General features: G+C 74.0%; 11 protein-coding genes. 4 read left to right on the top strand and 7 right to left on the bottom strand.

Annotated features, from left to right (window positions below):
* Positions 1-65 precede the first annotated feature (65 nt).
* A complete protein-coding gene (locus tag OIE12_RS32090) occupies positions 66-617 on the top strand; it encodes a hypothetical protein (protein WP_329141459.1) in 552 nt (183 codons plus the stop codon).
* Positions 618-868: 251 nt separating this feature from the next.
* Positions 869-1,729 carry a glycoside hydrolase family 19 protein gene (locus OIE12_RS32085; protein WP_443054083.1) on the top strand — a complete coding sequence of 287 codons (861 nt, stop codon included), beginning with the start codon at positions 869-871 and terminating at the stop codon, positions 1,727-1,729.
* Positions 1,730-1,777: 48 nt separating this feature from the next.
* On the opposite strand, the gene OIE12_RS32080 is transcribed toward OIE12_RS32085, so the two are convergent.
* From OIE12_RS32080 to OIE12_RS32050, 7 genes are all read right to left on the bottom strand, one after another.
* Positions 1,778-4,417, bottom strand: a complete 2,640-nt coding sequence (locus tag OIE12_RS32080) for a SpoIIE family protein phosphatase (RefSeq protein WP_329141457.1) — start codon at positions 4,415-4,417, stop codon at positions 1,778-1,780.
* A complete protein-coding gene (locus OIE12_RS32075; RefSeq protein ID WP_329141456.1) occupies positions 4,404-6,047 on the bottom strand; it encodes a class I adenylate-forming enzyme family protein in 1,644 nt (547 codons plus the stop codon). The genes OIE12_RS32080 and OIE12_RS32075 overlap by 14 nt, the downstream gene beginning before the upstream one ends.
* Positions 6,044-7,813, bottom strand: coding sequence for a CoA transferase (locus OIE12_RS32070; RefSeq protein ID WP_329141455.1), 1,770 nt, complete (start codon positions 7,811-7,813; stop codon positions 6,044-6,046). The genes OIE12_RS32075 and OIE12_RS32070 overlap by 4 nt, the downstream gene beginning before the upstream one ends.
* Positions 7,810-8,634 carry a class I SAM-dependent methyltransferase gene (locus tag OIE12_RS32065; RefSeq protein ID WP_329141454.1) on the bottom strand — a complete coding sequence of 275 codons (825 nt, stop codon included), beginning with the start codon at positions 8,632-8,634 and terminating at the stop codon, positions 7,810-7,812. The genes OIE12_RS32070 and OIE12_RS32065 overlap by 4 nt, the downstream gene beginning before the upstream one ends.
* 62 nt (positions 8,635-8,696) lie before the next feature.
* Positions 8,697-10,277, bottom strand: coding sequence for an AMP-binding protein (locus tag OIE12_RS32060; protein WP_443054082.1), 1,581 nt, complete (start codon positions 10,275-10,277; stop codon positions 8,697-8,699).
* Between the two features lies 1 nt (position 10,278).
* Positions 10,279-11,670, bottom strand: a complete 1,392-nt coding sequence (locus tag OIE12_RS32055) for an NAD(P)/FAD-dependent oxidoreductase (protein ID WP_329141452.1) — start codon at positions 11,668-11,670, stop codon at positions 10,279-10,281.
* Positions 11,667-12,626 carry a UbiA family prenyltransferase gene (locus OIE12_RS32050; protein WP_329142354.1) on the bottom strand — a complete coding sequence of 320 codons (960 nt, stop codon included), beginning with the start codon at positions 12,624-12,626 and terminating at the stop codon, positions 11,667-11,669. Before OIE12_RS32050 ends, OIE12_RS32055 begins: the two co-directional genes overlap by 4 nt.
* Before the next feature lie 565 nt (positions 12,627-13,191).
* Here OIE12_RS32050 and OIE12_RS32045 point away from each other — a divergent pair.
* Together OIE12_RS32045 and OIE12_RS32040 are read left to right on the top strand one after the other, a co-directional pair.
* Entirely contained in the window at positions 13,192-13,728 is a 537-nt protein-coding gene (locus OIE12_RS32045; RefSeq protein WP_329141451.1) for an EF-hand domain-containing protein, read from the top strand.
* Positions 13,729-13,913: 185 nt separating this feature from the next.
* Positions 13,914-14,828 (top strand): EF-hand domain-containing protein, encoded by a 915-nt coding sequence (locus tag OIE12_RS32040; protein ID WP_329141450.1) that lies wholly within the window; start codon positions 13,914-13,916, stop codon positions 14,826-14,828.
* Positions 14,829-14,894 lie beyond the last annotated feature (66 nt).

Here is a 14,894-nt window from a genome sequence, read left to right as displayed (position 1 = left end):
CGTGCTCGCCCGGGGTACCCGAAGGACGACAGAGCGGCATTCGTCGTCTTCGAGGAGGTACGTACGTGCGCGCCTTCAAGCGCTGGCTCGACCGGAGCCTCGTCGGGCAGGCGGCCCTGCTCCTGGTGCTGTGCATCGGGATCTCGGCCCTGTTCCGCCGGGGCGGACACCCCCTGTCGTGGGTGGTCAACGGCGTCCTCTACACCGTCGTCGCGCTCGCGTTCGTGATCGCGCAGCGCCGCAGGGCCACCCGCGCGGCGGGTACCGATGCGCGCGGGGTCGCGAGGCTCAGCCGCATGATCCGGCACCGCGAGGTACCGGAGGAGCCCGAGGAGCGGGAGGCCATGCGGGGGCTGGTCACCGACCAGTTGGGGCGGCTGGAGAAGGGCCGCCGGTGGCTGCCGTACTGGATCGCCCTCATGGTTCTGGCGGCGGCCGTCACGGTCGTCGCCGGTGCGATGAGCGGCTCCCTGGTCTTCCCGCTGTGCTTCGCCGCCGCCGTGGCCGTGTACTGCGTCTGGGTGCTGTGGATGCGCCGCGTGGCCATGGACCGTTTCCGTTTCATGCGTGCGGCGTTGGGGGGCCGGGGCGAACCGTCGGGTGCGCTCGGGGCGTAGCGGGTGGCCGGGGCGGTCGGGTGGTGACGGCCGCCTGATTCTATTGGTCTATACCTTGACTGGTACATACCAATGCGCTTGAGTGGGTGTCACACCCCCCACCGCGGCCGCACCGTGGCGACCGCCGGCCCTGTCGGCGCGTGCACGGCAGGCTCCGTCCTGCCCTCGGTGCGGCCCGTACGCCAAGGAAGTGGTCACCCGTGCCCAAGCGCCGCCTCTCCGCCCGACTCTCCGCCCTCCTGGCCACGCTCGTGATCGGCACCGCCGCCCCGCTGCTGACGCCGGCCGCCCCGGCCTCCGCGTCCGCCGCCGCCTCCTGTTCCAGCTACCCGAGCTGGGCGGCCGGCCGGAACTACGTCACCGGCGACATCGTCCGCTACACCGACGGCAAGGCCTACATCGCCGAGCACGACAACCCGGGCTACGACCCCACCATCAGCACCTGGTTCTGGGAGCCCTACGCCTGCGACACCGGCGGCTCCACCAACCCCTCCGGCTTCGTGGTCGGCGAGGCGCAGTTCAACCAGATGTTCCCGAACCGGAGTTCGTTCTACACGTACAGCGGGCTGAAGGCCGCGCTGAGCGCCTACCCCGGCTTCGCCAACACGGGCAGCGACACGGTCAGGAAGCAGGAGGCGGCGGCGTTCCTCGCCAACGTCAGCCACGAGACCGGCGGACTGGTCTACGTCGTGGAGCAGAACACCGCCAACTACTCGCACTACTGCGACTGGAACCAGCCCTACGGCTGCCCGGCCGGACAGTCGGCCTACTACGGCCGCGGCCCCATCCAGCTCAGCTGGAACTTCAACTACAAGGCGGCCGGCGACGCCCTCGGCATAGATCTGCTCCACAACCCCGACCTGGTGCAGACCGACGCCTCCGTCGCCTGGAAGACGGGCCTGTGGTACTGGAACACCCAGTCGGGCCCCGGCACGATGACCCCGCACAACGCGATGGTCAACGGCGCCGGCTTCGGCCAGACCATCCGCAGCATCAACGGCTCGCTGGAGTGCGACGGCCGCAACCCGGCCCAGGTCCAGAGCCGGGTCGACGCCTACCAGCGCTTCGTCCAGATCCTGGGGACGTCGGCGGGCGGCAACCTGTACTGCTGACGGGCCGTCCGGCGAAGTGACGACGCCGCCCTGCCGTCCCCGAGGGGATCAGGGCGGCGTCACCCGTAGCGCCAGCAGGGCGATGTCGTCCGTGCTGTCGGCGCCCAGGCCCAGGAGCAGTTCGTCGCAGAAGACGTCGAGCGGTGCACGGGCGAGGGACGCGGTGCACTGGCGCAGCCGGGTCATGGCGTCGTCGAGGGACTCGCCGCGCCGTTCGATGAGGCCGTCGGTGTACAGCAGCAGCGTCGAGTGCGGCGGCAGCGTCTCGTGGCCGGTGGGGCGGGGCAGTCCGGGGTCCATGCCGATCAGCACGCCCGCGCCGGCGTCGAGGAACCGGGTACCGCCCTCCTCGGTCGTCAGCAGCGGCGGCAGATGACCGGCGGTCGCGTAGCGCAGGCTCGCGGTGCCGTCCGCCGAGGGATTCCCGTCGAGCACGCCGTAGATGCAGGTGGCGGTCGCCTGCCCGTACAGGGTCTGGCTGGCGAGGTCGAGGCGGCGCAGTACCTCTCCGGGCGGTTCCTGGCGGTCGACGCCGATGCCGCGCAACATGTTGCGCAGGGAGCTCATGGCGACGGCGGCCTTCAGGTCGTGCCCGGTGACGTCGCCGATGACCAGGACGGGGTCGCCGCCGGGTAGCCGGAAGGCGTCGTACCAGTCACCGCCGACGTGGGCGGTGGTGGAGGACGGCGCGTAGCGGGCGGCCAGTTGCAGGTGTCCGAGGTCGGGGAGCTCGGGCAGCAGGGAGCGCTGGAGGCGCTCGGCGATCTGCCGGGTCTCCTGGTAGAGGCGGGCGTTGTCCACGCCGAGCGCGAGCCCGCCGGCCACGTCCGTCAGGAGCGGCAGATCCTCCTCGGTGAACGGGCGCCCGCCGCCGGTGCGGGCGACGGTGAGGGCGCCGAGCACCTCCCGGCGGGCCCGCAGTGGTGCGACGACGGCGCTGTGCGCGCCCAGTTGCGCGAACAGTTCGAGCTGCCGGGCGTCCAGCGCGCTGGTGGCCCGGCCGGGCGGCGGGATCTCGGTGAGCAGCAGCGGGCCCGCGCCGCGCAGCGCCCGGGGCAGGGGACCCTGCGCGGTCTCGGACACCGGCGGCAGCCCGCCCTCGTACGCGGCGGCCGGCAGCGCGGCGGCGCCGCGGTGGACGACGCAGACCCGGTCCACCTGGTCGCGCTCGTCGAGAAGGTCCACCGCGTACCAGTCGGCGAGCCGCCCGACCAGGATCTCCCCCACCCGGCGCAGCCGCTCGTACAGGTCGGGGGTGGCCGCGAGGGCGCTGTGGACGTCCGCGAGCAGGGCGAGCCGTTGCAGCGCGGTGCGGGCGAGGGGGCCCTGGTGCTCCTCCACCGGGTCCTCGGCGCCCGGTTCCGTCCGTCTCGGCTCCGGCTCGGGCGCCGGCCGGTGCCCGTCGCCCTCGTCGTACGGCGGCGCCAGGGTGCTGCTCCTGGGGATGAGCTGGGCGACGAACACGGTACGGCCGTCGGCCGCCTCCTGGGTCTGGATGAACAGCCGTACGGGGACCAGCCGGCCATCGCTGTGCAGGGCCGGGAGCGGTACGGAGCGGCCGAGGATGCGGGGCTCGCCGGTGCGCAGCAGGGCGGTGAACGCCTGCACATGACGGTCGCGCAGGTGTTCGGGGATGAGGGTGGTGAGGCGCTGTCCGACGAGGTCGTCGGGGTGCCGGCCCAGGAGGTCGGCGGCCGGTCCGTTGGCCGCGACGATGCGGTCGGCGTCGTCGGCGGCAATCGTCGGGACCCGGCTGGCCATGACCTGGCCGGCGTCCCAGGGGTTCAGCTCCGAGGGCCGGGCGCTGGACTCCCGGGGGACCAGGGTCCATGCCTCGGGGATGCCGCCGGCGAGTTGGCCGGTGATCTCGTCGAGCAGCCAGCGGTGGAAGGCGCGCAGATGCGGCAGGGCGGGCCGGCTGAGCAGGCGTTCCCGGCGTGCGGCGGTCTCGGCCAGGTCGAGCACCCGGCGCAGGGTGTGCACGGCCGGGGCGGCCTCGGGCGGGATTTCGAGGAGGAGGGTGCGGATGTCCGTGCCCGCGTACCGGCCCTCGGCCGCCGCCGCGACAGAGGCGCCGATCATGTTGTTGGCGTCCTGGGCGGTGGCCAGGTCCCGCGGCGCCACGCCGTACCGGTCGCCGGTGGCGGCGGCGAGCGCGAGTTCGCGCAGGAGGGTGCGGCGGTGCGCCTGCGAGGCGGAGTACAGCGCGAAGGGCAGGTCGACCAGGGTGACGGTGCCGTCCGAGCCGGAGGCCGGTACGGAGAAGCCGGCGGCGGGCGACACCGGCGCGCTCTCCTCGGGCGGCAGTTCGAACCAGACCGTCTTGCGTTCCTCGTCGGTCTCCACGCCGTGGCGGGTGGTCAGCTGCTCGACGAGGGTGAGGCCCCAGCCGGTGGCCGTGTAGGGGTGCTGCCGCTGGGACACCAGGTACCGGTCCGGCCGCCGGTCGGCGACCCGTACGAGGATCGTTCCGCCGGTGGTGCGCACCTCGACGTCGGCCTCGGTGCGCGCGTGCAGCACGACGTTGGTCACCAGCTCGCCGGTCAGCAGTTCGGCGGTCCGGGCCCGTTCCGGCGCCACCCCCGCCGCACCCGCCAGCGCGGCCCGCACGAACCGCCGGGCCCGCGTGGCGCTCTCGGGCCGGGGCGGGAAACGCCGTGCCCGGTGCCGGTCGTCAGGGGTGCTCATGTCCCCCAGTGTGCGGCACACCGGAACGGGCGGCTCCGGTGGCCGCGAGCCGGGCGAGGGTGGGGCGGCAGATCTTGCCGGTGGGGCCGAGCGGCATTTCGGGCACCCGCAGCAGCAGTTCGGGCAGTTTGCGGCGCTCCAGTCCGCAGGCGGTCTCCAGGAAGCCGGTGAGGTCCCCCAGGGTGACCGCGGGCACGCCCGGTGGCTCCCGCACACAGGCGCACAGGCGTTCGCCCAGCTCGTCGTCGGGTACGCCGACGCAGGCGGCCTCGGCGACCGAGGGGTGGGCGGCGAGCGCCTGTTCGACCTCGGCGGGGCTGATGTTGTATCCGCCGCGTACCACGATCTGCTTGAGGCGGCCGAGCACATGGAGCCTGCCGTGCGCGTCGAGGCGGCCCCGGTCGCCGGTGCGGACCCAGCCGTCCGGGGTGCGGTAGCGGGCGTCGAGGTCGGGCGCCGCCACGTAGCAGAGCGGGGTCATGGGGCCCCGGGCGTGGATCTCGCCGGTGCCGGGAGCGACGCGGATGTCGGCGACGGCGGGGTCGGGCAGGCCGGTACCGGTGTCCGGGGCCAGGCCGGTGGCGGCGGTGTGGCAGTTGACGCCGTCGGAGGAGCCGTAGACGGTGACGACCGGCCGACCGAACCGGCGCGCGCACAGCTCCGCCGTGGCCCCGGGAAGCGCGGCGCCGCTGGAGACGAGGGCCCGCAGCCCGCTCAGGTCCTCACCGGGCGCCGGGGGCCGCTCGGCGAGCCGGCGCAGCATGGTGGGGACGCCGAAGACGTGCGTCGGGCGGTGCGCGGTGAGCATCCGCAGCGCCTCGCGCGGATCGAAGGCGTCCTGGACGAGCAGGGTGGCGCCCAGCGCGGCCACCGTCACGGACGTGCCCAGCGAGCCGAAGGAGGAGGCGAGCGGGACGAGGACGAGGTTGCGCATCCCGTCCGCGTCGCCGCCGGCCAGGGCGCGCAGATAGTTGGCGCGGCCGCCGGCCATCGCGTTGTGCGAGTAGGCAACCATCTTCGGCTCCGCCTCGGAGCCGGAGGAGACCAGGATCCGCGCGGGCGCCTCCGCGTCGACCGGCCGCGGCCGGAACGGCCGGCGCGCGGGGGCGGTGAGACAGACGCCCGCCGGGTGGTGCGGCTCTCCCCAGCTGAACACCGCCTCCAGGTGCGGCAGGCGCGCCTCCGGTACGGCGTCGCGGGCGTCCTCGACGATCACCGCACGGGCCCGGGAGCGGGCCAGGAGGCTCGCGGGGCCCCGGCTGCCGTGTCCGGGCGGGTAGGGCAGCGCGACGGCGCCGAGTGCCGCGACGGCGAGTTCCGCGGCCACCGCGCGGCGCCCGTTGGGCACGCGGACGGCGATGACGTCCCGTGCGCCGAGCCCGTGCTCGGCCAGCCGGGCGGCGAGGTGGCGCACGTCGGCGTCCAGGCGGGCGTAGTCCACAGAGCCCTCCGTGTCGACGACGGCCGTGCGGGTGGGGTGGGCGCGGACGTGGGCGGCGAAGAGGGAGTAGAGGTCGCGGTCCGGGCAGTGGCCGCGTGCGACCCAGGAGCGGCGCAGCGTGGCGGGCACCAGGTCGCGGATCTCCACACCGGCGGACGAGGTCCACACGGAGGCCGGCACACGGGTCATGCGAACTCCCAGGGGGCGCGGGGGAAGACGTACGCGCCGGTGCCGAGCGCGGGCGCGAGGCGCGGGTCGTGGGCGAGGGCGGTGAGGTCGGTGCAGACGGGGGTCGCCGTGACGCCGCATCGCGTCAGCACGGGCAGCAGTTCGGCGCCGGGCAGGGTGCGGGCGCGGGCGGCCGGGTCCGTGGCCGGTCCGGCGCCGAGAGCGCGGGCGACGCGCTCCGGATGGGCGCGCGCCTCGGGGCCCAGCCACAGGTGGCCGTCGCCGGTGGCCAGCGGACGGTCGTACGGGCCCCAGCGGACGCGCCGTTCCCCGCGTGGGACGAGGAGGGAGGCGGAGTACAGCGAGGAGTCCGCGCGCCGGCCCTGTCCGGTGCGCGCCCGCTCCAGCAGCGCCGCGAGCACGGCCTGCGCGCAGACCAGTCCGCCGAGGACGTCGGTGAGGGTCATCAGCGACGGCGCGGGCGGTTCGTCGGCGGGCCGGAGGGCGGCGGCGAGGCCGCTGTGGGCCTGGACGAGGTAGTCGGTGCCGAGCGGGGGACGGGGTCCGAGGGTGTCGCCCCAGCCGGAGGCCCACGCGTACACCAGTGCGGGCCGTACGCGGCACAGGTCGTCGGCGTCCAGGCGGAGTCGGGCCGCCTTGCCCGGAGCCCAGTTGTGCAGGAAGACGTCGGCGTCACGGACGAGGTCGCGGACCTCCGCGCGGCCCGCGGCCGTGGTGATGTCGCACTCCACGACGGTCTTGCCCGCGTTGAGGGCGGCGAACCTGGCCGAACAGCCCTCTGCCATGGGCGGGATGCCGCGCATGGGGTCGCCACCGGGGGGTTCGACGCGGATCACCTCCCCGCCGAGCAGGCGCAGGACGTGGCCGGCGAGGGGGCCCTGGACGCGGCGGGTCGATTCGACGACGCGGAGGCCGGCGAGGGGCGGGGTGGGGTGTGATGCGGCGGGTGGGGGGGTGCCGGCGTTTCCCGGGAGCGGGGTGAGCGTCCATGGGGGTACGTCGGTGGGGGGTGCGGGGTGCTCGCGTACGGGCAGGAGGCTGGCGCCGGATGCGGTGGCGGCTGCGTGCAGTTCGGTGAGCGGGGTGCGGTGGATCGCCTCGGCGAGGGCCTGCGGGAGGGGGTTGGCGGCGGTTCCGAAACGGGTCTGGAAGCCGCGCCAGCCGTTCCTTACGGCGTCCGGGGGCGCCCCGAGCCGCCGCCAGAAGCCGATCCAGGGCTCGGCGTCGAGGGCTTCGAGTTCGATGGGGATGCCGTCGAGAGAGACTAGGTGGTGGGGGCTTGTCGCGCAGTTCCCCGCGCCCCCGAGAGGAGCGCGGGGAACTGCGCGATCAGCCACGGAGCCACCCGCACCCGCCGTACGACCCCGGTCCCCCGAGCTATTGGGCGCCCCCGCCGTCGCCGCCGCCAGGTACTGGGCGACGGACATCAGCGCACCGTGTGCCACCGATGTGCGCACCGCGCGGATCCCCGCGCCCCTCGCCCTCGCGAGCAGCGCCGCCGTCACGCCCTGGGCGGCGAGGACGCCCGCCGTCGTGGACGCGTAGTCCACGGCCAGCGGTACCGGCTCGCCGGTCGCGCGGCCGTGGACGTGCATGAGGCCGCAGGCCGCCTGGACGGCGCGTTCCTCGGACAGGGCGAGGTCCAGCGGGCCGGCCCAGTCGACGGCGCAGGTGACGGCGGCGGTGTCCCGGTCGCCGACCAGGGCGAGCAGGTGTTCGGCGACCCGTGCGGCCACGGGCGGTCCGGTGACGGCGGGGGGCGTCATCGGACGTGGCCACCGTCCGTCAGGGGGCGGCGGGCCCGTACCGAGTACATGACGCTGGAGGCGGCCCGGAAGGAGGGGTCGCTCATCAGCGCGCGCACGCGGTCCAGTTGGGCCTCCGTCATGCCCACCGCCAGCAGTCTGTCCCGCAGGTGGTAGGTGTGGTGGAGCTGCAACCGCAGGCCGGGCGAGTCGGCGGTGCGCAGTTCGAGGCGCGGCCTGGGGTCGATGTCGACGAGTCCGGCCGCGCGCATCGCGGCGGGGACGCGCCGGCCCCACTCGGGGTCCCCGCCGCCGGCCCGCATGACGGCGCACTTGGCGGCGAGGAACGTCTCGTACAGCCGCGCCGACTCCTCGTCGGGGGTGAGCAGCGGCGGCTCGTACGACGTGTCGAACTCCTCGATCAGCAGCCGGCCGCCCGGTTTCAGGGCGCGCACCAACGTGTCCAGGACGGCGAGCCGTTCGGGTACGTGCTGGAGGACGAGGCGGGCGACGACGAGGTCGAAGGCGGCCTCCGGGAGCGGGTCGGTGACCACGTCGTGGCGCAGGACGGTGAGACCGGGCCGTTGCGGAATGTGGTGCGGTTTGACGTCGGTGGCGACGACCTCGCCGTCCGGTGCCACGCGGTCGGCGAGCCAGCGGGCGACGCTGCCGCCGCCGGAGCCGATCTCCAGGCAGCGCCAGCCGCGCGTGACGCCGGTATCGGCGAGCCGGGCGAAGGTGGCGGCGTCGTAGGCGTCGGCGAGGCAGCGGTGCTGTTCGCGGCTGTGCACGCTGTCGTTGTCGAAGACGTAGCCGGGGTCCTCGACCGGGTGTGCGAGCATGCGGTGGTTTCTTCCCTTCCTCGGTGCGGGTCCCTTGTCAGGAGACCTCGTCGCGGCCTGGTTCACGTCCAGCGGCCCGAGCCGCTGGTTGCGGCCGTGCCCGTGAGCTGCCGCAGCAGTGCCGTGCGGCGGACCTTGCCGGTGTCGGTGCGCGGGACCTGCTCCCAGCCGAGGGCGACGGGTTCGGCGAGGGGCGGCAGTCCGTGCGTCGCGGTGCGCCAGCCGTCCTCGTCGAGGCGGCCGTCGGGCGTGACGACGACGGGCAGGGGCGGGCCGTCGGTGCCGGTCAGGACGACGCACTCCAGCGCCCATGGCAGCCGCTCCTCCAGCAGGTCCTCGGTTTCGAGGCAGCTCAGCGCGGGCCCGTGGTCGACCTCGCGGTCGAGCAGTTCGACGCTGCCGTCGCGCCGGACGACGCCGATGTCGCCGGTGTTCCACCAGGCGCCGAGCTGTTTGGCGGACCAGCGGGCCTCCTCGCCGACGTAGCCGAGGGCGCGGGCCCCGGTGCGGGCGAGGACGAGTCCGGGGCGGCCCCGGGGCACCGGCCGGAAGGTGTCCGGGTCGACCACTCGCAGCCGCGTCTTGACCGGTACCGGCCGGCCGAGGTTGCGGCTGCCGGGGCCGCGCCCCTCGTCGGTGCTCGCCCGGGTGTGGAACCGGAAGGTGAGCGGCCCGGTCTCGGTCTGGCCCCAGCCCTGCATCCACAGCGGGGCCCGGTGCCGGCTGGCCGTGAGGTAGGCCCGGACGGTGGGCGGATGCACGGCGTCGTAGGTGCTGGTGAACAGGCGGGTGTCACGGAACGGGTTGTCGAGCCGCTCGGTGAGGGGCCGGAAGCGGACGTAGGTGGCGGGCATCGCCTCGACGACGGTGGGCGGGTGGGCGCGCAGCAGCGGATCGGCGAGGTCGGGGTCCTGGCCGGTGACGACGACGATCTCCGCGGGGGCCAGGCAGAGCGCGCTCGCGGTCCAGCAGAACGTCCGCCCGTGGGCGAAGGAGTTGGCGTTGAGCAGCGTGTCGTCGCGCCGGACGCCGATGCGGGGGTAGCGGACGCTCTCGAAGCGGGCCAGTTCGCCGATGATCGTGCGGGTGGAGTGGAGGACGAGTTTGGGCACGCCGGTGGTGCCGGAGGTGTGGTTGATGACGAGCGGCCGGTCGTCGCCCCGGCGGACGGGGGCGGGCACGGGGTGGCCGCGTACGTCGTCGGGGCCGAGCGTGCCCGGCACGTCGGCGTCGGGGTCCAGGACGAGGGTGGTGGTGGCCGCGGCGGTCGGGTCGGTGTCCTCGCGGCGGGCGCGTTCGAGGACCCGGGCGGAGGTGACGAGGAGGGCCGGACAGAGCCGGGCGAGCAGGGTGACGAGCGCCTGTCCGGACAGACGTGCGGACAGTTGCGCGGGGACGGCGCCGATGCGGACGGCGGCGCAGGCGAGCAGGTCGTAGTCCCAGTGGTTCTCCTTGACGATCGCCACCCGGTCCCCGGGCCGGACCCCGGCGGCGGCCAGTTGTCCGGCCGTCTCCCGTACGAGTGCGGCGAGTTGGGGCACGGTCCAGTGGGTGCCGCGGTCGGGGGCGAGGTCGAAGGGGCGGTCCAGGTGGACGGTGGTGCGGTGGCCGTGTGCGGCGCACTCGTCGAACAGGACGCCCATGTCATGCGGTTTCACGGGCCTCGCTCCTGGGGGCGGGGACGGCCTGGCGGGCCGTGCGGACGGTGGTGGGGGCGGGGCGCAGCCGGCTCAGCACGCGGGAGGCGGCGAGCGCCCCGGAGCGGACGGCGGCCTCACTGGCGGGGCGCAGCATGACCCAGTCGCCGGCGTACTCCACCGGGCGCGCGGGGCGGGCCAGGAAGCCGGACCGGCGGCGCAGCGCCTCGGGCGTGGCCTCGGGCAGGCCATGGGCGAAGGTGTGCACGAAGTGGCGGCGGGTTGCTTCGCGCAGGCCGGGGAGGTAGCGGGTGGCGGCGTCCACGAGCCGGTCGGTGGTCTCCCGTTCGGAGGCGCCGCGCAGTTCGGGGATGCGGCGCGGGTCGGCCATGAGGGTCAGTAGGCCCTTGCCGGCGGGGGCGCGGCCGGGGTGTTTGGCGTGGTCGACGAGGATGCCGGAGAGCGTGTCGTCCTCGGCGTCCGGGGTGAGGAGTGCGTACAGCGGCGTGGGCGAGGCGGGGGCGAGCGGCCGGTCGAGCAGGCAGCTCACCTTGAGGGTGGGGGTGAAGGTGCAGGCGGTCAGGTGGGCGCGTTCGTCCTCGGGGGCGGTGGCGTGCAGCCGGGCGGCCACGGGTGCGGGGACGCACAGGACGGCGGCGCGGGCGGTGACGGTGCCGTCGGGGCCGTTCAGCCGGACCCGGTCGCCCTCGGTGACGACCTCGTGCACGGGGCGGGCGGTGGCGACGTCGAGGCCGTCGGCGAGCCGGCGGGCGAGGAGGTCCATGCCGTCGTGGTAGGTGCGCCAGGTGGAGACGGGGCCCACCGAGTGCATCAGGCCGATCAGGGGGGCGGCGGCGGAGCGGGCGGTGTCCCAGCCGAAGAAGCAGCCGGCGACGGGCTGGAGCAGATAGTCGTGCAGGTCGCGGTGGTAGCGGCGCGCGAACCGGGCGACGGTGTGGCCGCCCGCCGGGGTGCGCTCGGGGTGGTCGCCCTCGAAGGCGCGGCGGTGCAGTGCCGTCCAGGCGAGGAAGCGGGCGAGGTCGGCGCGGGCGCGCGGGGAGAGTCCGGCGCCGGTCAGGAGGGCGGAGGGGTCGGCGACGCCGGGGTGGGCGCGGCCGTCCCGCCACACGCCGATGGCCCGGCCGATGCGCGGCACCTCCCGTTCGGTGACACCGAGCCGGGCGAGCAGTTCCCAGGTGGCGCGGTAGCCGCGGGTGGGGATCTGTTCGGCGCCCTCGTCGATGACGTAGCCGTCGTGGCGGAAGGAGTGCATCCGGCCGCCCACGTACGGCCGTTCCTCGAAGACGCGGACCTGGAGCCCGGCCCGCCGCAGTTCGTGCGCGGTGGTCAGGCCCGCGACGCCCGCGCCGACGACGGCGACGTCGAGATCGGGGCTCATGCGACGGCCTCCGCGCCGGCCAGGAGGTTGGCGGCGATCAGCAGGAGGAATCCGACGCGGTGGGTGCGGAAGCCGATCCGGCGGGCCCGCATGATGTCCCCGGTGCGGAAGCCGACGAGGTACTGGCGGGTGCGCAGGGCGGTCACGGGCAGCATCAGCAGCACGAACCACCAGGGGGCCAGGCCGGTGGCCGAGGCCGCCGCGCCGAGCAGGAACTCGGCGGCGGACAGCGCCCCGACGAAGACGGCGTTGCCCCTGGGGGAGGTCAGCGCGGCCACGGTGGGGCGGCCCACGGCACGGTCGCCGGGGATGTCGTTGGTGTTGGAGTAGACCCCGAACATCAGCGGCCCGAAGCCGAACAGGACGGCCTGCACGAACAGGAACCCGGAGAAGTGCCCGGCGGCGAGCCCGTAGGTGGCCATCACCATGCCGACGCCCAGTCCGCAGATGAACGCCTCCTGGAAGCCGTGGTAGCTGATCTTCAGGCCGTAGGAGTACTGGAGCGAGACCACGAACAGGGCGGCGAGCAGCACCAGGGTCCAGATGGGCCGGTGCGGGGCGGCCAGGCCGGCCGCGGCCCACAGGACGGCGCCGACGACCGCGGTGACCAGGGCGAAGCGCAGTGCCTGGCGCACCGTCAGCGTTCCGGCGACCAGTGGTTTGCGGCGTTTGTTGCGCAGGGGGTCGTCCGGGCCGTAGTTGGCGATGTCGCTGCCGTCGCGGTAGCCGGTGACGTCGTCGAGCGCGACCATCGACATGATGACGAAGACCGAGCCGAGCAGGAACAGGCCCGAGGCCGTGAGCTCCCCGGCGGTGAGCCGGCCGGCCGGCAGCAGGAGCGCCGACAGGGCCACGGCGATGGCCGGGTAGTAGTCGTAGACGTCGAGCTTGCCCAGCCGGGCGTAGGCGCGGAGCCGGCCCTCGGCGGGCGGGACGGCGGCCTGGAACTCATTGATGTCTGCATCATTGGCCGGAGAATCACCGACGCGTACATCCTTGGCCGGAGAATCACGGATATCCGAATCGTTGGCCGGGGAATCACTGATGCGGTAATCACTGGTCACAGAATTCACTCCGGGTACATGCGGTCGCGGGCTGAACGGTGTTTCACAGAATTCCGTCCGGAATGCCGACAAGCACTTTATGGCCGGGGCGGGACGGCTTCGCACCGAGGCCCGGAGGTGTTCCTCCCAACGAGTGACGCCGGCCGCCCCCGGAGCCGTTCCCGACGCTCCACGAGGCCGCCGCAGGGCTTGGACGATCCACCAAGGCACACCAGTTGAAGAGGGAAGACGCCCGAAGGGCAAAGGTTCCCCTCTCGCACACACGAGCGACCTCACGCCACCCCCCGCTCACTCGTACGGGCTATCCGTTGTCGGGCGAGTTCGGCAGGCGAATGCCTGGGTAATTCTGCGTTCGTACGATTCACCCCCCATGCCGCACGGCGGCGGCGGAGGAATTGGGGCGCCACATCGAAACGGTCCCGAATTCCCTCCCCGCCGTGCGGCGAGAAGGAGAGAGATGTCCCTCAACCCCGTCCAGAAGAAGCGACTGGAACAGCGCTTCGACCTGTACGACACCAACGAGGACGGACGCGTCGACCGCAAGGACCTCGAGGAGGAGGCCAAGCGCATCGTGCGGGCCTTCGGGGAGCACGAGAGTGCGCCCCGGGCCCAGGCCCTGCTGCACGCCTACCCGCAGATGTTCGACTACCTGGTCGCGCGGGCCGGCCTCGGCCCGGGGTCGTCCATGACCAAGGAGCAGTTCGTCAACGTCGCCGGTCAGGAGATGATCCAGCACGGGGCGGCCGGCTTCGGCAGGGTGTTGCGACCCAGCATCCGCGCGATGGTCGACCTGTGCGACCTCGACGGCGACGGACAGGTCAACCCCGTCGAGTTCGGCAAGTGGCTCGAGGCCATCAGCGGCGACATCGACGCCGAGGAGGCCTTCCGCGCGATCGACGCCAACGGCGACGGGCAGCTCACCGTCGACGAACTGGTGACGGCGGTCGGCAACTACCACGAGGGCAAGCAGGACGCTCCCCTCCTCGGCGTCTGACCGGGGCCGGAGAGCGGGCGGGCCGGACACCTCCGGGCCCCGCGGCGCGCCTACGAGGCCGTCGCCTGCTGTGGGCCCGGGGCTGTCTGGCGGCCCTGGCGCTCGGCGAAGGGCTGCCGGGCGCCTGGGCGCTGTTCCTGCCGCACCGCTTCTACGACGCCTTTCCGCTGCCGGGCCACCCCTGGGTGGCGCTGTTCCCGCCCTACAACGAGCATCTGGTACGCGACTTCGGCGGGGCGGTGCTCGCGCTGGCGGTGGTGCTCGGCTGGGCCGCGTGCGTTCCGCATCCGTGGCTCGTGCGGGGCGCGGCGGCGGGGCTGCTCGTCTTCTCCGCTCCTCATCTCGCCTATCACAGCGCACACCTCGGCCGCTCCCACGTCACCGAGGTGCCCGCGCAGGTGGCCTCGCTCGTGCTGCCCCTCGTCCTCGCGGGGATCGCGCTGGCGGCGACGGCACCGCCACGACTCCGTACGGGCCGGCGCACGCCCGCCCGTACGGAGCTGCGCACGGTCATCCGTGCGCCTCATCAAGAAGGCCGACGACGAACCACGGAAGAAAGAGGATCCACCATGTCCCCCACCCTCCAGGAAGAGCGACTCCAGCGGCGCTTCGAGCTGTGGGACCGCGACGGCGACGGCCGGATCGACCGCGGCGACTGGGAGCACGAGGCCCGCCGCATCCTCGCGTCGTTCGACGAGTCACCCACGTCGGACAAGGGCCACGCCCTCCTCGAGGCCTACCTCGGTATGTGGAACTACCTCGCCGGGCACGCCCAGCTCGGCCCGAACGGCTCCCTCGACCGGCAGAAGTTCCAGGACCTGGCCGACCGGCAGATCCTCGCCCGGGGGCAGTCGGGGTTCGACGAGGTGGTGCGGCCCACCATCACCGCGATCCTGAGCCTGTGCGACACGGACGGTGACGGGAAGGTCAGCCCCAAGGAGTTCCGCTCCTGGATCAGGGCCATCGGTGCCGACCAGTCCACCGCCGACACGGCGTTCCAGGCCATCGACGTCAACCGTGACGGACAGCTCAGCGTCGAGGAGCTGGTGCACGCCGTGCACAGGTACCACGCGGGCGAACTCGACGTCGCCCTGCTCTGACGGCGGCGCCGCCGACGCGCATCGGGAACGGTCCCTTCCCCGCCGGGGGAGGGGGCCGTCCCCTGC

The sequence above is a fragment of the Streptomyces sp. NBC_00670 genome (assembly GCF_036226765.1).
In the GTDB taxonomy this organism is placed as follows: Bacteria; Actinomycetota; Actinomycetes; order Streptomycetales; family Streptomycetaceae; genus Streptomyces.
This window is presented reverse-complemented; position numbering and strand designations above follow the sequence as displayed.

What these genes read in the sequence shown, in the direction of transcription:
- OIE12_RS32080 (WP_329141457.1), bottom strand. Translation starts at nt 4,417, where the DNA reads ATGAGCACCCCTGACGACCGGCACCGGGCACGGCGTTTCCCGCCCCGG.
- OIE12_RS32075 (WP_329141456.1), bottom strand. Translation starts at nt 6,047, where the DNA reads ATGACCCGTGTGCCGGCCTCCGTGTGGACCTCGTCCGCCGGTGTGGAG.
- OIE12_RS32070 (WP_329141455.1), bottom strand. Translation starts at nt 7,813, where the DNA reads ATGACGCCCCCCGCCGTCACCGGACCGCCCGTGGCCGCACGGGTCGCC.
- OIE12_RS32065 (WP_329141454.1), bottom strand. Translation starts at nt 8,634, where the DNA reads ATGCTCGCACACCCGGTCGAGGACCCCGGCTACGTCTTCGACAACGAC.
- OIE12_RS32060 (WP_443054082.1), bottom strand. Translation starts at nt 10,277, where the DNA reads ATGGGCGTCCTGTTCGACGAGTGCGCCGCACACGGCCACCGCACCACC.
- OIE12_RS32055 (WP_329141452.1), bottom strand. Translation starts at nt 11,670, where the DNA reads ATGAGCCCCGATCTCGACGTCGCCGTCGTCGGCGCGGGCGTCGCGGGC.
- OIE12_RS32045 (WP_329141451.1), top strand. Translation starts at nt 13,192, where the DNA reads ATGTCCCTCAACCCCGTCCAGAAGAAGCGACTGGAACAGCGCTTCGAC.